Origin of the sequence: Streptomyces sp. SID5469 (genome assembly GCF_009862865.1) — a bacterium.
GTDB lineage: Bacteria > Actinomycetota > Actinomycetes > Streptomycetales > Streptomycetaceae > Streptomyces > Streptomyces avermitilis.
The window spans coordinates 6,654,978-6,679,331 of sequence record NZ_WWIN01000001.1 but is presented as its reverse complement, the minus strand read 5'-3'; the positions used below and the strand labels follow the sequence as shown (position 1 = coordinate 6,679,331).

Sequence of the window (24,354 nt, the reverse complement as noted above, 5' to 3'; positions counted from 1 at the left end):
GTGACTCAGTCGTCCTTCCCGTTCGGCTCCTCGCAGATCACCACCGAGGACCAGTGGTCCAGCTACTTCCGGATGTTCCAGGTGGACGGTGTCTTCGCCACCAGCGAGAACGGCACGGACCTGAAGGTCACTGCCTCGAACGCCTCCACCGTCTCGTTGGGGGCCGGAGAGGCCGTGGTGCAGGGCACGTACTACGCCAACACCGCCGCGCTCAACGTCAGCGTCCCGACCAACTCCGGTGGCGGCTCGGCCCGTAACGACCTGATTGTCCTGCGCCGGGACCCATCGGCCGACGCCACCACGGTGCAGTACAAGACGGGCGGCACGAGCTTCCCGTCCCTGACGCAGACCCTCAACGGCACCTGGGAGATCCCCCTCGCGCGGGTCACCGTGGCTGCTGGAGCGTCTGTCGTGCCTCCGGCGGGAGTCACGGACGTCCGCTGGTTCGTAGGGCGCCCCCCGGTCGTCGGCAGCGCCGCGTACCGCCGTCCCCCGGTCCGTGGGCAGCTCCACGTCGACAACGGCTCGGACGTGTACCTGGGCGACGGGACGAGCTGGAAGTACCTCGGCACCGCCGAGGACCCTGCCGCAAGCACCTACACGCCCGTGTGGGACGCCGGTGGGACCGCGATCAGCTGGGGCTCGGGCAGCACGAACATCGGCCGGTACAAGCGGATCTCGGGCAACCTCTACTGGGTCAAGATCCAGCTCCAACCCACCGGCAACCCTCCGGCGTACGACGACCCCATCCGCGTGACGCTGCCCTTCACACTCCAGGGCTCCACCCGCGATCTGTTCAACGTCGCCTTCAGCCAGGCCACTGCCAACGGCGGCCTCTCCTTCGTCGGTACCGGCATGACGTTCCCGACCGAGGCCAACAACAAGATCGCGCGTATCCGGGTGCCGCTCTCCGAGGGCATCTCCGGCACCAGCGGCGGGATCAACAGCCGGAACATCCTGACCAACTCGCCCTTCAACATCCAGAACGGCGACATCCTCACGATCACCGGCACCTTCGAAGCGGCCTGACCCCCGACTCACAGAATCAAGGAGGGGCCATGGCCCGTCATTTGTTCGGCCTCTCCCCGGCCGATGTCACCGTGTCCCAGTCCGGGACCTCGCTGGTCCTTCAGCCCGGCTCGGTCGGAACTGCCTGGGACGCCCGTTCCGGCGGTACCCAGATCACTGACCTGACCGACCTGAGCGGCACGCCGATCACCACCGTGACGTCCGACTCGTACTCCGTGATCGGCTTCTACGGGCCGGACGGCGTCACGACCATCTACCTGGACTTCGGCTTCTCCGGGGGGCGGGCCCTGATGCAGGCGACAGACCTGGGCAACGCCATCGACGACCTCCAGACGAACAAAGCGAACCTCGCTGGTGACACCTTCACCGGTCCGGTCGTTCTCTCGGGCACGGGATCCGACCTCACCGTGGGCGGCGTCGTAAACACCACCGGCCCGGCCACGGTCAATCTGGGCAGCGGCAGCCCGAGCTACGCGAGTCTGCCCAAGGGCATTGCGGGCCGCTCCGAGAATGCTGGCCTGATCATCGGCTCCTCGTACATCGGCGGGGACGACGACGGCACCGGCACGGACTCCACCGGCCGGCTCAACCTCTACTCGTACCAGCGCGCCAACGTCGGCAGCTTCGGCGAGAACATCCGGCACTTCATGATGCGCTCGGACGCCAAGACGATGCAGGCGTTCTACATCCCGGTGCAGACCTCGAACAAGAAGGGTGGGTACGACGCCACCACCCGCGACCCGCTCTCCACGGGCGTCTCGTGGAAGCCGGTGGTTTGGCAGGGCGCGCACTACGAGGCCAACGACCACGGATCGGTCCACGGGCACTGGGAGCTGGAGGTCGCCGACGCTACCGGTGCGCTCCAGGGGCGCCTGGAGATCCCCTTCATCGACCAGTCGAAGCTGAGCAACGCGGTCGACACCACGACCATCGGCATCGCGTGGACAAACATTCGCACCAACCTGGCGGACTTCTCCATCCGAGCCCAGAACATCACCAGCGGCGACTACGCAGGGCAGAACACCGCGCTGCGGATCGGCGGCAACAACACGGTGAACAAGGACGTCCTGCTGTCCATCTCCTCGGATATGCAGAACTCCGGCCGCCGCTGGGGCTTCCGGGCCAACACGGACACCGAGTCCACTGGCAACGCAGGCACGAACTTCCAGCTCCTGCGCTATGCCGACGACGGATCTCAGCTCGGAACCGCCCTGTTCGTCCAGCGCGCGGACGGTCAGATCACCACCGGATCGCCCGCCGCGAAGGGGGCGCGTCTCGCCTTGGTGTGGGGCACCAACGCGGTGCAGGGCTTCTCTGCTCAGCCGTCGTCCTCCCCGGGCGCAGCGGCCGGTTTCGACGCCGTCATGACGGCCACCACCGACCGGGCGTACCAGGCGAACGTCATCGGCGACGCCAACAGGCGCCTCGTCGTGTTCGCTGACGGAAAGACCGAGTGGGGCGACGGCACGGCCACGCGTGACGCGAACCTGTACCGATCGGCAGCCGGACGGCTGAAGACGGACACCGCGTTCTCGGTCGGTACCAACCTCCTGATCAATACCACCTCGGTGGGCGCGGGCGTCGGCGTGCTGGGAATCGCCAACGCCACGACGGTCCCCACAGCCAACCCCACCAGCGGCGGCGTCCTGTACGTCGAGGCCGGAGCCCTGAAGTACCGGGGATCGTCCGGCACCGTCACCACCATCGCCCCGGCCTGATCCGGGCTGAACCACACCCCTTGGAGAACACCATGCAGATGACCCCTGAGCAGCTCGTAGAGGAGTACCGGGACACCGTCCTGGAGCTGCACCTCACCCGCCGCCACGTGAGCGCCCTGGAAACCGAGAACGCCTCCCTGCGGGCCCAGCTCGCCCCGGCGGAGGAGCAGGGCCACAGCCACTCGCACGGCGAGGACGGCGGCCACTCCCACAACGACTGACCACAAGCCCCCGGCCCCGGGAGTTCCTGGGTGTGGTTCGCCCTGGGGCCGGGTCTTTTTAAATTCCATCGCCCTGTACTACAGGGGCGGTTACCGTCCCTGTGTGGATGTCAACAGGATCTTCGGCGAGCTGTTCCCGGGTGCCAGACAGTTCGCGCAGTCTGCGTTGGACGCTCTTTCGAAGGACGACGAACAGGTCTTCCTCCTGCACGCGGGCGTCAGCATCGAGCGACTCGCCAAGGCGGTGCTGGCACAGAAGAGTCCCTTCCTCCTACTGGAGACGAAGGGGAACGGGAACGAAGACGCCCTCTTCCAGATCGCTGGCCTGGAGCAGGGAAAGAAGATCCGCACCATCGGAGCGGCGACGGCCATCGCCCGACTCAAGCGTCTCGGCGTTCTCCCGCAGACCAAGGACACTGAGCTGGACGAACTGATCGAGCTACGGAACGGTGTCGCTCATCTCACGGCTGCGCATGATGGGTCTTTCGACGCCCTGGCCAAGTTCGTGGGAACGAGCACAACGTTGCTGACGGCCTGGGGCAGATCCGGCCCAGAGCACTACTGGGGGCCTCACTATGGCCTGGTGGAGCTGACCTTGAGTGAGGCTGGGGAGAAGGCCGCCCGTCACTTCAGCAGGCTCGTCGAACAGGCGCGCTATCGAGTGGCCCAGCGGGCCCAGGCCCTTCCCCAGACCGCCATGGAGGCGCTCCTGAAGGAGCGCTCGATCAATGTGGCTATGACCTGGCCTAATAGCCGAACCGTGCTCCTTCCACACAAGTGCCCGGCCTGTGGCAACCTCGGAGCGCTGCTCACCGGCCCTCCGGTCCTGATCACGAGCGGGAAGCCTGGCGAGGCGTTCCCCAGGAGGTTCTTTTGCCCCATCTGCGAACTCGACCTGAGGACCCCTGAGGAGTTGACGTCCGCTGGCATGGACAGTCGGGTGCCGCTTGTCGAGGCGAACGGAGAGCGGGTGCTCACCGAAGCCGAAGAAGCCCTTTGGCACCAGTTCCCCGATGGTGGTGGTGACGAGAACGTGTCCGCCGCCCGCTGATCCGCCATGAAGCCCCGGTCCCCCGGCCGGGGCTTTCGCATGTCCTGACCCGCGCCGGATCTTCCTGCGCAGACCCCGCAAGGAGACCCCGTGGTACCTGAGCTGATCAGGGCCCTGGCCGTAGCCCAGGAGGCAGGCGGCGGGCCCGACATAGGCAAGCTGCTCGGGCAGTTCGCCCAGTACGGCGTCGTCGGCCTGATCGTCGTCCTCCTGATCATCGGCGTCATCGTCCCGAAGTACGTGATGTCCAACCTCCTGACGGATAAGGACGCCTGGCGTGACGCCTTCGAGAAGGAGCGCGAAGCCCACCAGCTCACGCGGCAGCAGCTCGCCGCCGCTCAGGCCAGTGCCGACGTCGCCAACGAGCAGGGCCAGGCCATGGTCCGGCTCCTCGAAGAGTTCGGCCACCGGCCGCAAACAGCCCCCGGGAGCGCCTGAGATGTGGCCCTTCGCCCGTCGGAACCAGGTGTCTCCCGAGTCGGAGACCGCGAAGAGGGCCGCCGAGAAGTCCCTCAAGGATGCCCAGGCCGGGATGCCTGAGGCCCAGGCCCGGCTGAACGAGAGCCGCCGGGTGACGGAGCAGCTCAAGGCCCACAACAGGGCGAACGCCTACAGCGACTTCATCGAGGGCATCGTCCTCGGCCGTCTCCACCGCGACGCCTGAACGAGGAGGACCCCGTGCTCTACACCCTGACCCTGTACGTCCTCCTGGGGATCGGACTCGCCGCATCGGTCGGCTTCCTGGTCCTGCACCGCCCCCGGCGGTTCTTCCGGGTCACCGAGATCAACGCGTCCTGGTGGGTCATCATCGTCGGCCTGCTGTACGCGCGTTCCCTCATGCTCCTGGGAATCCGCGGTGCCCGACCCGGCGAGACCTGGTGGGACAGCGCCATCTCGATCGGGTTCCTTACCGCGATCGACGTTCTCCTCCTGGTCCGCTTCTTCTCATACCTCTGGTACCTGCGAGAGCACCCCGAGAAGCGCTCCTGAGACCTCTCCTCCCCCGCCCTCCCGGCCATTGGCCCGGAGGGCTTCTTCATGCCCGCCAGACCCCTGAGGAGCCGCTATGAAGCTCGTGACACGACGCCAGCTCGGATGGCCCGCCTCGGCCGCTCCGACCCAAACCTCCACCAAGGGCGTGAAGGTCCACTACGAGGGGACGGCCGTCTCGGTCGACCTGCTCAAGGACCACGCCAGGTGCCTGGCCGAGTGGCAGGCGATCCGGAAGAGCCACCTGGCCAACGTCCGCGAGAACTACTCCGACGTGGCGTACAACTACGCGGCATGCCCCCACGGGTTCCTCTTGGAGGGCCGGGGCATCGGCAAGCGGACAGGGGCCAATGGCAACCAGCCGCTGAACGTCGCGCACTACGCCATCGTGGGCCTGGTGGGCAGCGAGGGCCTGACCGAACCCACGGACGAGATGCTCTCCGCGATACGCGACGGCATCGAGCTGCTCCGCCAGCACGGCGCCGGGGACGAGATCCTCGGCCACCGTGACGGGTACGCGACCTCCTGCCCTGGCGGCCCGCTCTACGCCTGGGTGAAGAAGGGCGCTCCCCGCCCCACGGGCACTGAGCCGGCGCAGCAGTACGAGCCCTTCCCCGGGGCCGCCTGGTTCTCCAAGGGCCTTAAGAGCCCCGTCGTGGCCCGCATGCACGACCGCCTCGTGGCGGTCGGCTGCAACCGGTACAAGTCCTCGGCGAACAAGGACACCATCGGCTCCGGCGACGTCGCCTCCTACGAGGCGTGGCAGCGGCTCCAGGGCTTCACCGGCTCGGCCGCCAAGTGGCCCCCGGGCAAGACGACCTGGGAAGCTCTGCACGTTCCGAAGGGCTGACACATGGATGAGGACCCAGTCCCGAAGGAGTGGGTCCTCTGAGGGCTCGTACGTCCCTCCCAAGTCCTGCCTCGCCTGGCCCCGTCATGCGGTGTCCAGTCACGCCTTGCCGTGCGACGACCAGCCTACACACAAGCGCCCCACTCTCCTTCCCGGGAGAGTGGGGCGCTTTCGTGCGTTCAGGGTCAGTCGAGCTTTATGACGAAGTCCACCACGGTCGTGTCGCCCCGCCTCACGATCGGGTGGGCCACCTCCACGATCCGGCCGTCCTCGGCGATGTGGCGCCGCGTGTACCGCAGCACCGGTACGCCGGAGCCGATCTTGAGCGTCTTGGACTCGTGGTCGGTCGGCATCCCGCAGGTGAAGGACTCAGTGATCTCAGTGACCCGGATGCCGATAGAGGCCAACTGGGCCTGAGTCCCTCCCGGCCACGGCTCGTGGATGGGGTCGGCGACCGGAGATCCCTCCACGTCGCTCCAGCGCAGGTACGAGACGCTCATCTGGGTGGGCTGGTCGTTGTCGTGGAAGACGAAGTGGCGGGCCAACAGCGGCTCTCCCACCTCGCATTCGAAGAGGGCCGCCAGCTCCATCGTGGCCTCTACCTGCTCGTACTTCTTGTCGAGCCGGTACTCACTCCAGCCGATGCCCTGGTCCCGGGTGAACGGCGTGGAGGGGACCCCGGCCTTGTTGCGGTAGCGGTCGGCGGTCAGCCGGTGGATCGGAGGCCGCTCGCGAACTCGGGTCCCAGCGCGGGCCCGTGTCTCGATCAGGCCCTCATTCCGGAGCAGCGCAAGGGCGTTGCGGACCGTCGTCTCCAAGACCCCGTACTCCTCCGCGAGAGCCGGGAGGGTCGGGATCTGATCCCCGATTCCGAACTCCCCTGACGAGATGCGCTTCCGCAGCTCAGCGGCGATCCGCAGGTACCCGGGCCTTTCCACTGCCACACCACCGTTTCGAGTGATCGCCGCAATCTGTTGCACACATATTGCACCGTTCAGCTTGACCAGCGCCAACCCCGCCCGCCAATCTGTGCAACAGAAAGCGAGTATGTGATACACAGAAAGCCACGGAGCTGAGGGACAAGCATGCCCGAATCAGGACATACGTGGCGCCGGGAGTTCAAGGCGCATCCGGTAGAAGCCGACTCGGTCCGTCGATGGGTGGCCTGTCGCCTGGAGCACCCGGACGCGCCCCAGGTGGCCAACGAGCTTTTCGTCTCGGTCCTGTCCACGGGAAGCCCCGTGGTGGAGATGACCCTCTCCACGGCGGGCTCTCGCGCACGGATGACGGCGGCCGGCTCAGTCGAGATGAGCGCCCTCCAGAGCTACGGCCCCGGCTTCCGCATCATCAGCGGCCTCTCGGCCCTCTCCGGCGTGAACACCGACGGGCAGGGACTGTGGGCTCAGCTCACCTCTAAGACGCAGGGGACGGAGCAATGACCGATGAGTACCTGAGGGCGTACAAGGCCCTCTATGACCACGTCTTGAAGTGCCCGAACTGCTTGCAGGGCTGCGCCGAGGGAGCCGCTCTGCGCCGGGCCATGAGGGAGGCACGATGACGAAGTGCATCCATGGCGACCATGAGTTCCCGTTCGAGGACGAGACGGGGGCCTACTGCGAAGAGCACGGCGTGACCCTGCTGTGGAACCCTCCCCACTTCGCATGGGACGACCTGCTCGCGGAGCCCCGTCGCCTGCACAGCAGCGCCTTCCCGTGGCTGAGCGACCTGACCGACGAGCAGGCGTACGAGTTCCTCGGTGAGGTGATCGAGGCCGCCCAGGCGGCCGGGACCCACACCGCCTTTCTCCACGCGCTGGACGTTCTCGTGGGCCAGCACGCGCCCACCCCCACACTCCCTCACGGGGTCATGCCCTAGCGGCTCCCCCGGCCCTGGGAGGTCGAGAGGAGGCCCCGGTCGCTCTTGAGGTGAGGGCGATCGGGGCCTCTGTCACAGGACGATGATCGTGCCGTCCTGGGCCATGCGCGCGTTCCACGGGAGGGTCGAGCCGTCGAGGTCGTTGACCGACCCGGTCCAGGCGGGGGCCAGAGACCATTCGCCTCCGCCCCCTTGAAGGTACTGCTGGGCGTACATCGTGGACGGGTTAGCGACCGTGATCATGCACTTGTCCGGGAATACCGAACTGAACCCGACATGCACATAGGCAGTCGGGTTTTCGGCCTGTGCGGCGGTGGAAATCGAGGCGACGCTCTCCTTGTTCGCGTTGCCGTCGTTCCAACTATCCGCGCATGCCTGAAGAGATTCGTCCGGCGAGTCCACGACGTCGGCCTTGCCGTCATCCGAGGCGGAAGCTGTGGCGCCCCCTCCATCCGACTGAGCTGCGATGACACCCCCTACAGCGCCAGCGGCGACGACACACAGAGCGAGTGCGACGACCCTCTTCCGGGCTGACAGCACCCTTCGTAAACCTGGCCTCCCCGGGGGCTCCGAAGGGAATGGAGGAGTGCCCGAGGGATTCGTTGAAGACATACGACGAACGCTAGAGGAAGAGCACTGAGGGGCTCGATCTGTCCTCAGGGATCCGAGGGATATCCGGGCATATTCAGATGGCGTACAGCGCCTCCCGATACCCTGATTCGCAAACCCTCATTCCGTCCGGACCGTCAGGCGCCCGAGGCGTGAAGAGAGCCCCGGTCTCCGAGAGGTGACCGGGGCCTCCGGAGGATCAGTCCTCGGCCAGCCACTCGATCTCGTCGTCCGTCAGGTCCTCGATCTCCGGGATCTCGCCCTTGGCATAGGTGATCGACTTCGGGTCCCAGTGGCGGTACTCCCATCGCGCGTGAGAGGTGATCTGCTCGATGCTGTCGGTCGGCATGTGGGCGCGAGCCGCTTCCATGGCAGCGATGACCACCTCCCCGTACGTGTTCTCCAGGCGGCTGTACCGGGTCACCTTCTCGTTGACCTCGATCTCCAGCTTGATCGTGAGGATCTTCCTGACGCCCACGGGCCCTCCCTCGTCGTTGGACGACCAGTCTGATCCGCAGCACCAGCGAGCCGCCGGGGATCATCGGAGTTGACGCCGAAAACTCTCAAGTAAATGTCCTACAAGGAAAGTGTGGTGGGCGACCTTGAGGACGTCCACGGAACCCAGGCCCGCCGCGGCCGGCGATCTCAACAGCGCCTGCTGGGCCGGAGGTTCGAGGTCGCCCAGCAGCAACAGGCTCAACCCGGCCGACCGCACGAGCAGGGTGACACTCGCGTCGTTCGGGCCGTCCGGCGCCGGGGCCCGATCCGACGGTGGCCACAGCACCTGCCAGTCGAGCGCTCCGGCGCGGCGCCGCTCGCCCGCCGCGGCCCGCGTCAACGGAATGTGCCGGGCGGCCGCGTGGGCGCGTACGAACTCCACCTGGTCCGGCGGCTCCTCGAAACCGGTCGTCTCGATGGCACCCACCGAACGTCCGCGCAGCACACCCGGCAGCCCCGCCACATGGTCCGCGTGGAAGTGGGTCAGTACGACGAGCGGGATCCTGTCGACCCCGAGCGCGCTCAGACACCGGTCGACCAGTGCCGGGTCGGGTCCCGCGTCCACCACCACCCCGGTGCCGTCGCCCGCCGCGAGTACCGTCGCGTCGCCCTGCCCCACGTCGCACATCGCGAACCGCCAGCCGGGTGGCGGCCACCCCGTGATCACCCTGGTCAGCGGCGGCGGCTGCACCACCACGAGCAGAAACAGGCCGACGCACAGACCGGCCGGCCAGGGATGTCTCACCAGCCGCCGCCCGACAAGCACCACAGCCGCCGTGACCAGGGTGAGCAGCAACGCCCCCGTCCAACTGCCCGGCCAGTCCACACCTCCGCCGGGCAGCGCGGCCCCGGTACGGGCGATGTCCGCGATCCAGCCGACGGGCCAACTCGCGCACCAGACGAGCCCCTTGGCGACGGGCATCGCCACCGGAGCGACCGCCAGGGCCGCGAAACCCAGCACCGTGGCCGGCGCCACCGCGAACTCGGCGAGCAGATTGCACGGCACCGCCACCAGACTCACCCGGGCCGACAGCACCGCGACAACCGGCGCGCACAGGGCCTGTGCGGCGCCCGCGGCGGCCAGCGCCTCCGCCAGCCGTGGCGGCACCCGGCGCCGCTGGAGCGCGGCGCTCCAGCGCGGGGCGACGGTGAGCAGGGCGCCGGTCGCCAGCACGGACAGCAGGAAGCCGTAACTACGGGCCAGCCACGGGTCGTACAGCACCAGCAGCAACACCGCCGTGGACAGTGCCGGAATCAGCGATCTGCGACGCCCCGTGGCAATGGCCAGCAGCGCGATCGTCCCGCACGCCGCGGCCCGCAGCACACTCGGGTCCGGGCGGCACACGACGACGAAGCCGAGGGTGAGCACGCCGCCGAACAGCGCCGTCCCCCGCAGCGGGATGCCCAGCCAGGGGGCCAGCCCGCGCCGCTCGACCCGCTGGGCAAGTCCGGCAGGCCCGATGAACAGCGCGAGCAGGATCGTGAAGTTACCTCCGCTGACCGCGAGCAAGTGCGCCAGATCGGTTTCCTTGAAGGCCTCGTCCAGCTCGGACGTCACCCGCGAGGTGTCCCCGACGACGAGCCCCGGCAGCAGCGCCCGCGGATCCGGGTCGAGCCCGTCGGTTGCCTCCCGGAGCCCCGCGCGCAGCCGCCCCGCGAGCCGCTGTGCCCCGGACGGCTCCCCGGTCACCTCGGGCGGTGCCCCGCCCCGCACCCGCAGCACGGCCGCGACCCGGTCCCCAGCGGCCAGCGGTGGCGCGAGCCGCGCGAACACGCGCAGTCGTGTCGACGGCAGCAACGACAGCCAGGGTGAGCGCCGGCTCTCGACCGCGGTCCGCGCCCCTCCCCCGGAGAAGGCCGGTGCTCCCCTCGGCCCGGCCAGCGTCCGCGAGTGCGCGTCGACGATCACCAGCACCGGCGTACGGGTCGCCACCACCGTCCCGTCCGCCTTCGTCAGCCGCCGCACCTCCGCGTCCAACAGGACGGCCGTCGGCGCCGTGTGGTCCCCCTTGATCCGGGGCCGGGTGAGCCGCGGATCGGAGGTGACCTCGACCTCCGCGGTCACCTCGGCGTACTGACGCGCGAGCGCCGGTACGGGTCCGCGCCGCAGATCCGCGCCGTGCAGCCCGGCCGAGGCGGCGGCCGCGGCGACACACAGCAACACGGCGGCAACGGATGCCTTCGGCCACGATCCCCAGCGGTCCCGCTCACCCGATGGCCTTCTCAGGCCGCCGGCCGGGGCGCCTTGTGCACCCGTGCGCCGGGCGGCGAGCAACCCACCAGCGACCGCCACACAGAGCAGCACCACGCCCGTGACCCACCCGGCCGACGCATCCAGCGCCAGCGCGGCCGTCGCCCAGGCTGCCAGCGCGGGCGGCACCAACCGCAGGTCCGTCGGCCCATCCTGCTTGGGATGCGAGTTCCCCGCTCTGCTGCCGGAGGCGACGTGCACCGGTCGGCTGCCGAGGATGGTGGCGAGGGGGCCCGCGGGTCGGGAAGCACCGGGCGCGGGCGCCTGCGATGCCCCCGGCTCGGCGGGACCCCGCTCCTGCGTCGTCCTCATGGCCGCACGAGATTCTGCAGGTCCGCGAAGCGGCGGTCGCCGATACCGTTGACCTCGCGGAGCTCGTCGACCGAGCGGAAGCCGCCGTGCTGGGTGCGGTAGTCGATGATGTGCTGGGCAAGGACCGGGCCGACTCCCGGCAATGTGTCGAGCTGGTCGGCGGTCGCCGTGTTGAGGGACACGGGGGTCGAGGGGGTGGTGCCCGCCCCTGAGCCGCCGGTGGCTGTTGCGGCCGTTCCGGGGTCCGGCGCGGGTGCCGGGCCGCCGACCACCACCTGTTCGCCGTCCGCGAGAAGTCGCGCGCGATTGAGTCCCTGCATGTTCGTGCCGGGACGCACCCCGCCCGCCGCCCGCAGGGCGTCCGCGACCCGGGACCCGGCGGGGAGCCGCTGAATACCGGGGTTACGGACCTTGCCGCTGACGTCCACGACGATCACTGCCCCGGCACCAGCCGCAGTTCCGTTTCCCGTTCCCGATGCGGTTCCGGAGCTGGTGCCATCGCCGGTAGCACGAGCTCCAGCCGGGTCCCCGGGCTTCGCCTCCCGGCCGCCCCCTTCTCCTTCTCCACCGAAAGGAGCCGCCGCTCGCACGACCTCGGGTGCCCTGACCTCCTGGGTCCGTCCGGACCAGAAGTGCTGTGCGGCGAAGACGGCCGCGACGACGAGCAGCACGGTCAGCGCGGCCACGCTCCGCCGCTCCAGCCCACACCTCGACTGCAACCACAACGGCATCCGCTCCCGCACGGCGAGCCCGACCCGCTCCCGCCAGGCGGCCCCCACCACCCCGCCCGCGTCGACGCCCGAGCCACCGGCCTCGCCTACAGTGACGCCCGAGCAAGCAGCCTCATCCTCAGCGACGCCACCAGCGTCCGGGCCTCGCCCTTCGCGCACCCGAGCGACGCCGAAGCCCAAGGCCGTGCCTGCCGACGGTCCCCCGACATCCCGGTCCGCTTCCGGTGGTCCGTTCCCCCACTCCGGTCGCGGGCCGCCTTCTTCCGCGAAGAGGGCCTCCGCTCGCAGGCGGAGTACCTCGGCCGACGCATGGCGACGGCCGGCCCGGTTTCGCGGGTGGTGGCGATGGCGCGTACGGCCGTCGGAGACCGGCCCGCGGCCTGGTCCGCTGGTGGGACTCGCTGTGCGTGAACGTGATCGAAGTGCCATGCGACGAGGATCCGGCACCTCGCCATCCTCGCGATGATCATGCTCAATTCCCGGGGATTACTGCCCAGTTGTGGATAACTCCATCACCCACACGAGCCACATATGGCACACCGTCACCGGCAGCCTCGCCACACCTCACGGGCCACACCTCGCCTGCCACGCGCGACGCCCCGCCCGCCCCACCTCTCCTCACCGAGGCGAGACGACCGCCCCCAGCAAACCCGGCCCGGTATGGGCGCCGATCACCGCACCGACCTCGCTCACATGCAGATCCGCCACCCCCGGCACCCGCGCCCGCAGCCGATCCGCGAGGGCCGACGCACGTTCGGGAGCGGCGAGATGGTGGACGGCGATGTCGACCTGCGCACTGCCCGCACGCTCGGCGATGATCTCCTCGAGGCGGGCGATCGCCTTGGACGCCGTCCGTACCTTCTCCAGGAGTTCGATGCGTCCGTCGTCCAGCTGGAGCAGCGGCTTGACGGCGAGCGCCGAGCCCAGCAGCGCCTGCGCGGCTCCGATCCGGCCACCCCGGCGCAGATAGTCCAGGTTGTCGACGTAGAAGTACGTGGAGGTGCCCGCGGCCCGCTTCTCCGCGGCCGTGACCGCCTCGTCGACCGTGCCGCCCGCCCCGACGGTCTCGGCTGCCGCCAGCGCGCAGAAACCGAGGGCCATCGCGACCATCCCGGTGTCGACCACGCGCACGGGCACGGGCGCCTCGCGCGCGGCCTGGACCGCCGCGTCGTAGGTGCCCGAGATCTCGGAAGAGAGGTGGAGGGACACGATTTCGGTCGCGCCGGCCTCCGCGGCCTTGCGATAAGTCTCGGCGAAGAGCTGGGGACTGGGCCGGGACGTGGTGACGGGCCGTCGCTTCTGGAGGGCCTGGGCCAGGGAGCGGGCCGAGATCTCGGTACCCTCTTCGAGCGCCTGGTCGCCCAGCACCACGGTCAACGGCACCGCGGTGATGCCATGGCGCTCCATCGTCCGTGGCAGCAGGTAGGCCGTTGAATCGGTGACGATCGCGACATGGCGGGACATGAGCTGGAGGTTACCTGCCGGAACGTGCGGACGGCAGCCCGGCCCCTCCCCCCGGCGGTGACGCTGGGGAGATCAAGTCGTGCTTTCGGGACGAGGCTTCTTCTGCCAGGGATACGTGGGCCGTCGGCCCGGCGGGGTGATGGCTGACCGGGTCTGCTCCTCCGCCGTACCGGACTCGGGCGTCTCGGGCCAGGCTTGTCCGCCGGAGGTCGCGTCCTCGGGCGCCGGTGCCTCGGGCCAGGTGGACGCCGGGGTGGTCCGCTCGGTCGTCCAGTGCCGCAGGGCACCCGCCTCCATGTCGATCTGGGCACTCAGCGAGGCGAGGTCGTCGTCCGCGAACCGGCGGGCCCGGTCGCGTGCGGCCCAGCGCAGGGAGTCCGCGGAGTGGATGATCTGCTCCGTGCGCTCGCGCAGACCGGGCAGCCGCTGAGCGAGCTTCGTGCGGTCGGGTTCGGTCTCCAGGCGCCTGAGTTCGCCGTCCAGTTCGTGCCCGTGTGCGCTGAGTCGGTCGAAGAGGGCGAGCGACTCCTTCAGGGACTCGTCCTCGGCCACGCCCGCGTGCAGCGCGTCCTGCGTCGCACGCATCGAGGTGCGCAGCTTCAGTCGGAGCTGGGCCAGCTCGCCCACGGGGCCGGGCTGGGCAAAGGTCCTGGCCCGCAGAGTGGTGTCCTCGACCGTGCGGCGGGCCTGCGAAAGCGTACGGTCCACGCCGCGCTTGGCCGCGCCGACCGCCTTCACCGTGACGTAGGCGCCCAGCGCCACGAAGAGCAGGAAGAGAAGGGCGACGACTGCGATCACGGCTTCCACCACGCTCCTCCTCCGGTCGGCCGCGGCAGTTGCCGCGTCGCTCTTCAACGGTAAACGCAACGGGCAGGCCCGGAGTTCCAGAAGAACCCTGAACCTGCCCGTAAGGGACTACCCCGACACCTCCGCCGAGACGACGCCCTGATCAGGCGGTGACGATGTTCACCAGCTTCGGCGCCCGCACGATCACCTTGCGGATGCCCGCGCCGCCCAGTGCCGCCACGACCTTCTCGTCGGCCAGCGCCACCTTCTCCAGCTCCTCCTCGGAGATGGCGGGCGAGACCTCCAGGCGTGCCTTGACCTTGCCCTTGATCTGCACGACGCAGGTCACGGCCTCGTCCACGACGTACGCCGGGTCGGCGACCGGGAAGTCCTGGTGGACGACCGAGTCATTGTGGCCCAGCTTGCGCCACAGTTCCTCGGCGATGTGCGGGGCCAGCGGCGCGACCAGCAGGACCAGGGACTCGGCGACGGTGCGCGGCACCGGCCCACCGGCCTTGGTCAGCTGGTTGTTCAGCTCGGTGACCTTGGCGATGGCGGTGTTGAACCGCATGCCCTCCAGGTCCTGGCGGACGCCGTCGATCGCCTTGTGCAGAGCACGCAGCGTCTCCTCGTCCGGCTCGGCGTCGACGACCGTGACCTCGCCGGTGGCCTCGTCGACGACGTTGCGCCACAGCCGCTGCAGCAGCCGGAACTGGCCCACCACCGCGCGCGTGTCCCACGGCCGCGACACGTCCAGGGGACCCATCGCCATCTCGTACAGGCGCAGGGTGTCCGCCCCGTACTCGGCGCAGATCTCGTCCGGAGTGACCGCGTTCTTCAGGGACTTGCCCATCTTGCCCAGCAGTCGGGAGACCTTCTCGCCCTGGTAGTAGTACGCGCCGTCGCGCTCCTCCACCTCGGCGGCCGGCACCGCGATGCCACGGCTGTCGCGGTAGACGTAGGCCTGGATCATGCCCTGGTTGAACAGCTTGTGGAACGGCTCGGCCGACGAGATGTGCCCCAGGTCGAACAGGACCTTCGACCAGAAGCGCGCGTACAGCAGGTGCAGCACGGCGTGCTCGGCGCCGCCGACATACAGGTCGACGCCACCGGTCGGCTGCCCCTCGCGCGGGCCCATCCAGTACTGCTCGATGGCGGGGTCGACCAGCTTCTGGTCGTTGTGCGGATCCAGGTAGCGCAGCTCGTACCAGCAGGAGCCCGCCCAGTTGGGCATGGTGTTGGTCTCGCGACGGTACTTCTGGGGACCACGGCCGTCACCCAGGTCCAGGGTGACGTTGACCCAGTCCTCGTTGCGGGACAGCGGGGTCTCCGGAGACGTGTTGGCGTCGTCCGGGTCGAAAGTGCGCGGCGAGTAGTCCTCGACCTCCGGCAGCTCCAGGGGCAGCATCGACTCGGGCAGGGCGTGGGCGATGCCGTCCTCGTCGTAGACGATCGGGAAGGGCTCGCCCCAGTAGCGCTGGCGGCTGAACAGCCAGTCGCGCAGCCGGAAGTTGACGGTGCCCTCGCCGAGGCCCTTGCGCTCCAGCCACTCGGTGATGCGTGCCTTGGCCTCGACGACACCCAGGCCGTCCAGGGAGATCTCACCGCTCGACGAGTTGACGATCTTCGCGTCGTACGAGGCGAACGCGTCGTCCCACGTGCTGGGGTCCGTTCCGCGGTCGTCGGAAGGCTCGACGACACAGCGCATCGACAGCTCGAAGGCGCGCGCGAACGCGAAGTCACGCGTGTCGTGCGCCGGGACGGCCATGATCGCGCCGGTGCCGTAGCCCATCAGTACGTAGTCGGCGATGAAGACCGGGACCTGCTCGCCGCTGACCGGGTTGGTCGCGTACGCGCCCGTGAAGACGCCGGTCTTGTCCTTGGCCTCGGCCTGGCGCTCGACGTCGGACTTCGAGGCGGCCTGGGCACGGTAGGCGGCAACGGCCTCGGCCGGCGTGGCGTGGCCGCCGGTCCACACGTCGTGGGTGCCCTCGGGCCAGGCGGCCGGGGTGAACTTCTCGACCAGCGGGTGCTCGGGCGCCAGCACCATGTAGGTGGCGCCGAACAGGGTGTCCGGGCGGGTGGTGAAGACCGTGACGGCTTCGCCGTCGATCGGGAAGTCGACGCGGGCACCCTCGGAGCGGCCGATCCAGTTGCGCTGCTGCAGCTTGATGGCCTCGGGCCAGTCCAGCGCGTCCAGGTCGTCCAGCAGCCGGTCGGCGTAGGCGGTGATGCGCATGTTCCACTGGCGCAGCTTGGCCTTGAAGACGGGGAAGTTGCCGCGCTCGGAACGGCCGTCGGCGGTGACCTCCTCGTTGGCCAGTACGGTGCCCAGTCCGGGGCTCCAGTTGACCGGCGCCTCGGAGGCGTACGCCAGGCGGTACTCGCCCAGGACGTCGGCGCGCTCGGCGGCGGTCAGCTCCCGCCACGCGCGCGTGGCACCGTCAGCGCGCGGGACGGCGCGCTCGCCGGACTCGAACTGGGCGACCAGTTCGGCGATCGGGCGGGCCTTGTTCGCCTCCTCGTCGTACCAGGAGTTGAAGATCTGCAGGAAGATCCACTGGGTCCACTTGTAGTAGTCCGGGTCGATCGTGGCGAACGACCGGCGCTTGTCGTGGCCCAGGCCCAGCCGGCGCAGCTGGACCTTCATGTTCTCGATGTTGGCCTCGGTGGACACGCGCGGGTGCGTGCCCGTCTGCACGGCGTACTGCTCGGCGGGCAGGCCGAAGGCGTCGAAGCCCAGGGTGTGCAGGACGTTGTGGCCGGTCATGCGCTGGAACCGGGCGAATACATCGGTGGCGATGTAGCCCAGGGGGTGACCGACGTGCAGTCCCGCACCGGAGGGGTACGGGAACATGTCCATGACGAACTTCTTGGGCTTGGCGACCAGCGCGGGACCCCCGGCCAGGTCACCGGTCGGGTTGGGCGCCTCGTACGTACCCTCGGCGTCCCAGAAGTCCTGCCAGCGTGCCTCGATCTCCGCGGCCACGGCGGCCGTGTAGCGGTGCGGCGCGGCCACCTCGGAGGCGGCAGCGGGGTTCGTCTCGCTCATGATCCTCAAAGCTCCATCGATCGTCTCTGCCAGCGGCCTGGAAATGAAAAAACCCCTCGCACAGGAGGGGACGCCGCGCCGATTCCGACCACGAATCGTCAGTGGTCTGGGCTGATCAGCGCGGCTCGCTAAGCAGAAGGCGTACGGCACGCATGGCGTCAGGGTACCGCAGGGCCCGAGCACGCCGCGACGGGCTTCCACGGCGACACGTTTCACACCGGTGACGCCGAACGGAGAGCCTGCTCCGGACGTATCACTCGTTGCGCCCGACGCCGAGCGCGAGTTGTGAAGATCCAGAAAAGTTGAACGAGATTCAAATATTACTCCGCGTAACGGTCGCTAAGGGACATCGCAAGCATCACATTGCCCTTTGATAACAACGCAATAACTCAAACCTCGTACCGCTCGGTTTGCAGCCACTTAGAGTGCGGCAGCGGGACCGCTTTCCCGAACTGCTCGGAGTTGCCCCCATGAACCCTCGTCGTAGTAACAGCTCGCTCCCCACACCGGGCCGATCGGCCTACGGTGCGGCGACGGCTGCCACTCTGCTGCTCATACCCGTGATTGTGCTGGTCGGAGGTGATGGACTCCGGGACTTCCTCAACTTCGGCGCCGGCGTGCTGTCGCTGGTCGCCCTCTCCTGCTCCGTGATCTGGGGCCTGGTCGCAACGGACCGGCTGTTCCTCAACACGCGCCAGCGCATCGTCGCGCAGGCCGTGCACCGGACGACCGCCATCTCCTCGGTCGCCTTCCTGCTGCTGCACGTCACGGTGAAGCTGGCGCTCGACCACACCCAGCTGATCGCCGCGCTGATCCCCTTCAGCCTCGGCGTCACCGGTTCCGCCGGCCTCATCGGCTTCGGCTCGGTCGCCGGGCTGCTGATGATCTTCACCGCCATCACCGGCGCGCTGCGCAACGCCTTCGCGACGTCCTACCCCGTCGCCGCGCGCTGGCGCGCCATGCACATGCTGGCCTACCCCGCCTGGTGCTGCGCCCTGGTCCACGGCCTGTACGCGGGCCGTGAGGCGAAGCCGATCTTCGTGATCCTGTACAGCCTCTGCCTGATCGGCGTCATGGGCGCGCTCGCCCTGCGCGCCGCCCCGCGCCCGTTCAAGCGCAAGGTGGCCGACCGGATCGTCGCCATCATCGGGAACGGCGCTCCGCTCGGACGCGAGGATCTGGAGGCGAGCCGCGCCCGCAACGCGGAGTCCATGGCGGGCTCCGGTGGCCGTTCCGGTGGCCGTTCCGGCGGCTCCGGGAGCCGGGACGCCGAGGAGTCCATCCTGGCCGCTTCGCAGCGTATGGCTGCGTCCTCCGCGTCCCCGTACGACGCTCCCCCGGCGTCGCGCAGCATGACCCCGGAGCCCGGCAACGGGTTCGCGGCCGCCTATCGTGCGACATCCGCCACACCGCGCGCGCAGGACCCGTTCGGGGCCGACGGAACCCAACGCATGGACCTGCCGATGGACATGCAGGCCACGGAGGCCATGCCGCGTGTCGACGACGGCGCCTCGAACGCTCCCCGCTGGCCCGCGCCGTCCCCGCCGCCGGTCGGTGAGGCCCCGCGGTCCTCGTTCGACCCGATGAACGACACCTATGCTGGCGGCATCTCGTACCAGGGCTACGACAATTCCTACGCGCAGGGTGAGTCGAACGTCCCCTACGGCACGTACAACACGAACGACACGTACAACAGCGGTCCCGCCACTGAAACGCTGCCCGGTGCCTACGACGCGCCGGGCTCCGGCGAACCCTGGAACGCGCCTTCCGGAGGCTTTTAGTGAACGAGGCCCTGCCCGACGTCCCAGAAGTCCGCGTGGTCGGGCTTCCGCAGCTCACGTCGGGCTTCGACCTTGTCGAAAGACTCGATCTACCGATGCACCTCAAGGTGCACGGCCCGCTCGAGCCGATGGGCGGCGAGCAGCTCGCGCAGCTCTCGGAGCGCATCTCCCTGAAAGGCCGCGGCGGCGCGGGCTTCCCCTTCCACAAGAAGCTGCGGTCGGTCGCCGAGGCGGCGATCAAACGCGGTGTGCGGCCCGTGGTCGTCGTCAACGGAAGTGAGGACGAGCCCGCCTGCCGCAAGGACACGGTGCTCATCAACCGTGCCCCGCACCTCATCCTGGACGGCGCCCTGCTGGTCGCGGAGGCCTTGGGCGCCCGCACCCTGGTGATCGGTGTGACCCGTGAGTCGACCCAGCGGTCGATGGAGGCGGCGCTCTCCGAGCGCGGCCTGAGCAACCGGCGCGGCGCGGCCATACGCGCGCGCGTGCAGCGCAATCCGATCCGCATGGTGACCGGCGCGGCAGCCTCGCTGATCCGCTCCATCGACGGCGGTCCCGCCATCCCGCCGGGCCGCAAGGTCAGCGCCTCGCAGAACGGCGTCGGCGGCGCACCCACCCTGCTGTCCAACGCCGAGACGTTCGCCCAGCTGGCGATCGCGGCCCGCATCGGCGCCGAGCGCTACTGCAACACCGGCCTGTACGACGAGCCCGGCACCGTCATGCTCACGGTTTCCGGCGCGGTGGCCCGCCCCATGGTGCTCGAGGTCCCGACCGGTGTGCCGCTGCGGTACGTGCTCCAGCTCGCCGGTGCCCCGCCGGTCCCGCAGGGGGTGCTGACCGGCGGTTACCACGGCAAGTGGATCGACGCGGCGACGGTCAACGAGGCGATCGTCTCGCGCAACTCCCTGGACGCGGTCGGCGGCGCGCTCGGCGCGGGCGCCATCCTTCCGATCAGCCAGGAGACCTGCCCGCTGGGCGAGTCGCTGCGGGTGGCGCAGTGGCTGGCCGACGAGAGCGCGGGGCAGTGCGGTCCCTGCTACCTCGGCCTGCCCGCCGCGGCACGTGGCATGGCGGACATCCTCAACGGTGGCGGCCCGGCCGCCCTGGAGGCCCTCAAGCAGGTCGCCAAGGCCGTGAAGCGGCGCGGTGCGTGCTCGCACCCGGACGGCTCGGCGATGTTCCTGGAATCGACCGTCAAGGCGTTCACCGACGACCTGGCCGCGCATGTCCTGGGCAACGGCTGCGGCAGGCCCGTGGAAGGCGTACTGCCGCTCTTCGAGGACGGCCAGCTCCCCGCCGGCATCTCGAGCGGACAGCAGCAGGAGGAGTCGGGTCCCAGCCGACAGAAGATCTACGTCGACTGGACACTGTGCAGGGGACACGGCCTGTGCGCCGACATCCTCCCCGAGGTCTTCGAGCTGGGCGCCGACGGCTTCCCCACCGTCGCACAGGCACAGGTGCCGCGGTACGCGGAGACGAAGGCACTGCGCGCGGTGCGCCGCTGCCCCGCGCTCGCGCTGCGCCTCGAGGAGGACACCCGCTCCGCCCCGGCCCGCAACAACCTGCCCGTCCTCTCCCAGGGACGCGGCCGCCGGGCCCTCGGCCGCTGAAACACGTCGAAGGCGGGCCGCCCGAGTCGGGTGGCCCGCCTTCCGCACGCCCGGGGGCGCGGCCCCCGAATGCGTCACACATGACGAAGGCGGGCCGTCCTGATCGGACGACCCGCCTTCAATTCCTGTGGAGCTAAGGAGAATTGAACTCCTGACCTCCTGCATGCCATGCAGGCGCTCTACCAACTGAGCTATAGCCCCTTGCGGCCACGCGGCGAAGCCGCATGTTGACCGTGTCGCCCGGTCTCCCCGGCGGCGACGCCAACATTACACGGTCCGACGGGTGCACCACCAAATCGTTTCCGTGCTGCACGGACAATACGGACATGGGGGATAGTGTCGGCCGTCATGACCTTGATCGACCTCCCCCGGGTGTGCCGCCGTACGCCCGTCGCCCTGGGGGCGTGCCTGCTGTCGTTCACGGCGTTCTGGATCGCGCAGCGGGCCGCACACGTGTCGATGATCGACCTGATGGTGTACCGGGCCGAGGGCGCGACGGTACGCGCGGGCGGCGACCTCTACACGCTGCGTACGACCTCGGCCCGGTTGCCCGCCACATACCCGCCCTTCGCCGCGCTGCTGTTCACCCCGCTGACGGTGCTGGACCCGGCGGACCTGCGCACCCTGGCGACGGCGGGGAACCTCGCGCTCCTGGTGCTGTTCGTGTGGCTCACCCTGCGCATCGTCGGCCACGCACGCGTGGAGACCCTCTGGTGGGTCTCGGCGGCGGCGGTGTGGTGCGAGCCGGTGTGGACGACACTGCGGTACGGGCAGATCAATCTGCTGCTCGCCGTGCTGGTGCTGTGGGACCTGGCCCGGGGGCCCGGGCAGCGTTGGGCCGGAGCCGGTATCGGCATCGCGGCTGCGGTCAAACTGACGCCCGCGCTGTTCGCCGTGTTCCTGCTGGCCACCGGAGTGATGGCGCACACAAGGCAGCGCTCCGGAGGGCCGTGGCTGCGGCACGCGCGTGCCGCGGCCGCCACGTTCGCCGGGGCGACGCTGCTGGGGGCCGCCGTCCTGCCGTACGACTCCTGGCGTTTCTGGACCCGCGTGGTGTTCCAGACGGGTCGGGCCGGGCTCGCCGAGGACACCGCGAACCAGTCGCTGCGCGGAGTCCTCGCGCGGCTGCTGCACACGCCCGAGCCGGGCCTGTGGTGGGCCGCGGTCGCGGCCGTGGCGGGTGCGGCGGGCCTCGCCGTCGCGGTGGCCGCGGAGCTGCGCGGCCAGCGGGCCTGGGCGGTCACCGCCTGCGGGATGACGGCACTGCTCGTCAGCCCGGTGTCGTGGTCGCACCACTGGGTGTGGTGCGTACCCATGGCGGTGGTTCTCGCGACGCTGAACGGGGCGTTCGTCCTCGGTGCGGCACTGGTCTTCTGCTCGTACGCCCTGTGGTGGGTGCCGCACGGCGCCGGACGACTCGAACTGCACCAGAGCGGAGCCGAGTTGACGTTGTCGGCCCTCTACGGAGGAACGGCTTTCGTCTTCCTGTCCCTCGTGGGGGGCGCGCTCGGACGCACGCCCCGCTCGGATCAGGCGGTCGCGAAGGAGTAGAAGCGTTTGAGTGTGCAGTGCTCGTCGAGGAGACGGCCGTAGATCGGCTCGCCCTCAAGCTCGCGGTACGTCTCGATGGGGTCGCCTTTTATGATCAGCGCCCGTGCGCATTCCTCGCACCAGTATTGGTAGTCGTGGTTGACCGGTTCCATGTCGCGGACGATCGGTGTGCCGCTGCCACACCAGTCGCACTTTCGCCTGTGTGCACCCATCGATCAGCTCCAGCTGTGGCCGCAGGCCGTGCACACGTAGGAAACACCGCCGTTGTCCCCGAGGACTTGGGCAACGTGGGCCGAGCCGCAGGAAGGGCAGTCGAGGAGGGCGGCTCTCTTCCGGGTCGCCGCCACTGCGAGGAGATCGTGGATCTCCCCGCGGATGCTCGCAGGCATCGCTACTCCCTCCCGTCGGGCCGCGCCCCCTTCCGGCCGTTTGATTCTGCCACGGCCGGAGCAATACGGTCAGCGACGCCTTCGTACCAGTCCGGACACGGCACCCGTCGCGGCCGTCCCGGCCAGCGCGTACATGCACACGAGGAGCGCGTCCGCAGAGGTATACGCCCCAGGTGCCCCAAGTGACTCAAGCCGGTTCAAGAACAGTGTGCCGAAGGCCGCGATGCCGATCAGCTGACCGAGCTGGGTGACCGTGGCGAGCAGTCCGCTGGCGTCTGCCGCGTCCTCGGGCCGCACGGTGGCGAGCGCCGTGGTGAGCGTGGGGCTGAAACCGAGCGCCAGGCCGACCCCGACGCCCGCGAAGGCCGCGTACAGCCGCATTCCGCCGTCTCCGCCGCCGTGCAGCGACCAGCCCACGCCGGCCATGGAGAGCGCGGCGACCGCGAAGCCGGTCGGGATCAGGGCGCCCTGCCAGGAGGCCGGCCAGCTGCGCCAGGTCAGACCCACCAGGCCGAAGACCACCGCGGTCGGCGCGAAGGTCAGCCCGGCGTGCAGCGCGCTGTAGCCGAGACCGCCCTGGACGTGCAGCGTGAGCGCGAACAGGAACCCGGCGTTGACCGCCATCACGGCGATGAGCCGGAGGACCGCCAGGCCGATGCCGGGGTGACGCAGCACCCTCGGAGCGATCAGCGGCGCCCCGCCGCGCCGGGCGAGCCGGGACTCGTACCCGCAGAACAGGACGAAGAACACAGCGGCCGCGGCGAGCGACAGCCAGGACCACAGCGGCCAGTCCTCCTCCTGGCCGAGCACCAGCGGCACGGTGAACAGCGAGACGGCGGCGGCGAGCAGCACCAGACCGGGCAGGTCGAGCCCGCGCGAACGCTCCAGGGCCCGGGCGTCGCCCCGCGGCAGTACGCGGCTGCCGGCGGCCAGGAGCACGATGCCGACGGGCACGTTGACGAGGAACACCGGCCGCCAGCCGGTGCCGAACAGGTCGGCGCTGACGAGGAGGCCGCCCAGCACCTGCCCGGCGGCGGCGCCGGTGGCGAGGACGGCGGAGTAGGCGCCGAGCGCCCGGGCCCGTGCCTCGCCGGTGAAGTTGCGCTGGATCAGGCTGAGCACCTGCGGGATCATCGCGGCCGATCCGGCGCCCTGCACGAGACGGAAGGCGATCAACTCCCCCGTGCCCTGGGCCAGTCCGCAGGCCAGCGAGGCGGCCGTGAACAGCGCGAGACCGGCGAGATGGACGCGGCGGTGGCCGAGCAGGTCGCCGAGGCGGGCGCCGGTGATCAGCAGGACGGCGTACGTGATGGAGTATCCGGCGATCACCAGTTGCAGTCCGGCGCCGGAGGCGTGGAGTTCGGAACCGATCGTGGGTACGGCGACGTTCACGATGAACACGTCGAGCATGGCCATGAACTGGGCCGCGAGCACGACCGCGAGCAGCCGTCCGGGGCGATTGTCAGTGCCAGGGTCTTTACTGGTTGCAGGAGTTGGACCGGGCACGGAACCCGGTCCCGCGGGGGTTGTCGTCGTCATGCCATCGAGCCTGGCGGCGGCCGGATACGGGTAACGAGAGCCCGCCG

The 24,354-nt window shown here is 69.5% G+C and carries 24 protein-coding genes and 1 tRNA gene; 13 read left to right on the top strand and 12 right to left on the bottom strand.

The features are described from left to right. From GTY58_RS28760 to GTY58_RS28730, 8 genes are all read left to right on the top strand, one after another. A complete protein-coding gene (locus GTY58_RS28760; protein ID WP_010986907.1) occupies positions 1-1,029 on the top strand; it encodes a hypothetical protein in 1,029 nt (342 codons plus the stop codon). 29 nt (positions 1,030-1,058) lie between these two features. After that, positions 1,059-2,747 (top strand): hypothetical protein, encoded by a 1,689-nt coding sequence (locus GTY58_RS39840; protein ID WP_010986906.1) that lies wholly within the window; start codon positions 1,059-1,061, stop codon positions 2,745-2,747. A gap of 32 nt (positions 2,748-2,779) precedes the next feature. Further along, the gene (locus GTY58_RS28755; protein WP_037645372.1) at positions 2,780-2,968 is read left to right on the top strand and encodes a hypothetical protein; all 189 of its coding nucleotides are present in this window, start codon (positions 2,780-2,782) and stop codon (positions 2,966-2,968) included. A 103-nt stretch (positions 2,969-3,071) separates the two neighbouring features. Next, the gene (locus GTY58_RS28750; RefSeq protein ID WP_010986904.1) at positions 3,072-4,019 is read left to right on the top strand and encodes a hypothetical protein; all 948 of its coding nucleotides are present in this window, start codon (positions 3,072-3,074) and stop codon (positions 4,017-4,019) included. A gap of 90 nt (positions 4,020-4,109) precedes the next feature. Beyond that, positions 4,110-4,457: a hypothetical protein gene (locus GTY58_RS28745; protein ID WP_010986903.1), complete on the top strand. Its 348-nt coding sequence runs from the start codon at positions 4,110-4,112 to the stop codon at positions 4,455-4,457. Between the two features lies 1 nt (position 4,458). After that, positions 4,459-4,683 carry a hypothetical protein gene (locus GTY58_RS28740; RefSeq protein WP_010986902.1) on the top strand — a complete coding sequence of 75 codons (225 nt, stop codon included), beginning with the start codon at positions 4,459-4,461 and terminating at the stop codon, positions 4,681-4,683. Between the two features lie 14 nt (positions 4,684-4,697). After that, positions 4,698-5,009: a hypothetical protein gene (locus GTY58_RS28735; RefSeq protein WP_010986901.1), complete on the top strand. Its 312-nt coding sequence runs from the start codon at positions 4,698-4,700 to the stop codon at positions 5,007-5,009. Between the two features lie 76 nt (positions 5,010-5,085). Next, positions 5,086-5,859: a peptidoglycan-binding protein gene (locus GTY58_RS28730; protein ID WP_010986900.1), complete on the top strand. Its 774-nt coding sequence runs from the start codon at positions 5,086-5,088 to the stop codon at positions 5,857-5,859. A gap of 185 nt (positions 5,860-6,044) precedes the next feature. Here the strand turns inward: GTY58_RS28730 and GTY58_RS28725 are convergent, their stop codons facing one another. Further along, positions 6,045-6,872, bottom strand: a complete 828-nt coding sequence (locus tag GTY58_RS28725) for a GntR family transcriptional regulator (RefSeq protein WP_237528900.1) — start codon at positions 6,870-6,872, stop codon at positions 6,045-6,047. A gap of 72 nt (positions 6,873-6,944) precedes the next feature. Here GTY58_RS28725 and GTY58_RS28720 point away from each other — a divergent pair, with 72 nt between their 5' ends. Both GTY58_RS28720 and GTY58_RS28715 read left to right on the top strand, forming a co-directional pair. Further along, a complete protein-coding gene (locus GTY58_RS28720) occupies positions 6,945-7,298 on the top strand; it encodes a hypothetical protein (RefSeq protein ID WP_010986898.1) in 354 nt (117 codons plus the stop codon). Positions 7,299-7,413: 115 nt separating this feature from the next. Further along, on the top strand, positions 7,414-7,734 hold the full coding sequence (locus GTY58_RS28715; protein ID WP_010986897.1) for a hypothetical protein: 321 nt from the start codon (positions 7,414-7,416) through the stop codon (positions 7,732-7,734). 72 nt (positions 7,735-7,806) lie between these two features. Here GTY58_RS28715 and GTY58_RS28710 read toward each other — a convergent pair whose 3' ends face one another. From GTY58_RS28710 to leuS, 7 genes are all read right to left on the bottom strand, one after another. Then, positions 7,807-8,136, bottom strand: a complete 330-nt coding sequence (locus GTY58_RS28710) for a hypothetical protein (protein WP_010986896.1) — start codon at positions 8,134-8,136, stop codon at positions 7,807-7,809. 406 nt (positions 8,137-8,542) lie between these two features. Next, positions 8,543-8,821 carry a hypothetical protein gene (locus GTY58_RS28705; protein WP_010986895.1) on the bottom strand — a complete coding sequence of 93 codons (279 nt, stop codon included), beginning with the start codon at positions 8,819-8,821 and terminating at the stop codon, positions 8,543-8,545. Positions 8,822-8,881: 60 nt separating this feature from the next. Beyond that, complete coding sequence (locus GTY58_RS28700; protein ID WP_078234522.1) at positions 8,882-11,293, bottom strand: ComEC/Rec2 family competence protein; 2,412 nt, start codon at positions 11,291-11,293, stop codon at positions 8,882-8,884. A 107-nt stretch (positions 11,294-11,400) separates the two neighbouring features. Further along, positions 11,401-12,564 carry a ComEA family DNA-binding protein gene (locus tag GTY58_RS28695; protein ID WP_010986893.1) on the bottom strand — a complete coding sequence of 388 codons (1,164 nt, stop codon included), beginning with the start codon at positions 12,562-12,564 and terminating at the stop codon, positions 11,401-11,403. Positions 12,565-12,753: 189 nt separating this feature from the next. Then, positions 12,754-13,599: a DegV family protein gene (locus GTY58_RS28690; RefSeq protein ID WP_010986892.1), complete on the bottom strand. Its 846-nt coding sequence runs from the start codon at positions 13,597-13,599 to the stop codon at positions 12,754-12,756. Between the two features lie 72 nt (positions 13,600-13,671). Continuing rightward, positions 13,672-14,406 carry a hypothetical protein gene (locus GTY58_RS28685; RefSeq protein ID WP_171033159.1) on the bottom strand — a complete coding sequence of 245 codons (735 nt, stop codon included), beginning with the start codon at positions 14,404-14,406 and terminating at the stop codon, positions 13,672-13,674. 142 nt (positions 14,407-14,548) lie between these two features. Beyond that, the gene (gene leuS / locus GTY58_RS28680) at positions 14,549-17,437 is read right to left on the bottom strand and encodes a leucine--tRNA ligase (protein WP_010986890.1); all 2,889 of its coding nucleotides are present in this window, start codon (positions 17,435-17,437) and stop codon (positions 14,549-14,551) included. Between the two features lie 470 nt (positions 17,438-17,907). Here leuS and GTY58_RS28675 point away from each other — a divergent pair, with 470 nt between their 5' ends. Further along, entirely contained in the window at positions 17,908-19,218 is a 1,311-nt protein-coding gene (locus tag GTY58_RS28675; protein ID WP_010986889.1) for a membrane protein, read from the top strand. After that, a complete protein-coding gene (locus GTY58_RS28670; RefSeq protein ID WP_037645368.1) occupies positions 19,218-20,828 on the top strand; it encodes an NADH-quinone oxidoreductase subunit NuoF family protein in 1,611 nt (536 codons plus the stop codon). The genes GTY58_RS28675 and GTY58_RS28670 overlap by 1 nt, the downstream gene beginning before the upstream one ends. A 128-nt stretch (positions 20,829-20,956) precedes the next feature. On the opposite strand, the gene GTY58_RS28665 is transcribed toward GTY58_RS28670, so the two are convergent. After that, positions 20,957-21,029: transfer RNA gene (locus GTY58_RS28665), tRNA-Ala, on the bottom strand. Positions 21,030-21,176: 147 nt separating this feature from the next. Between GTY58_RS28665 and GTY58_RS28660 the strand changes: the two genes are divergently transcribed. After that, positions 21,177-22,379 carry a glycosyltransferase 87 family protein gene (locus GTY58_RS28660; RefSeq protein WP_037645686.1) on the top strand — a complete coding sequence of 401 codons (1,203 nt, stop codon included), beginning with the start codon at positions 21,177-21,179 and terminating at the stop codon, positions 22,377-22,379. Here GTY58_RS28660 and GTY58_RS28655 read toward each other — a convergent pair. From GTY58_RS28655 to GTY58_RS28650, 3 genes are all read right to left on the bottom strand, one after another. Beyond that, entirely contained in the window at positions 22,358-22,591 is a 234-nt protein-coding gene (locus GTY58_RS28655; protein ID WP_010986886.1) for a hypothetical protein, read from the bottom strand. The two genes, GTY58_RS28660 and GTY58_RS28655, sit on opposite strands and share 22 nt — an antisense overlap. A 3-nt stretch (positions 22,592-22,594) precedes the next feature. After that, entirely contained in the window at positions 22,595-22,768 is a 174-nt protein-coding gene (locus GTY58_RS39835) for a hypothetical protein (RefSeq protein ID WP_167544201.1), read from the bottom strand. 69 nt (positions 22,769-22,837) lie between these two features. Next, entirely contained in the window at positions 22,838-24,202 is a 1,365-nt protein-coding gene (locus GTY58_RS28650) for an MFS transporter (RefSeq protein ID WP_242432129.1), read from the bottom strand. Positions 24,203-24,354: the final 152 nt, after the last annotated feature.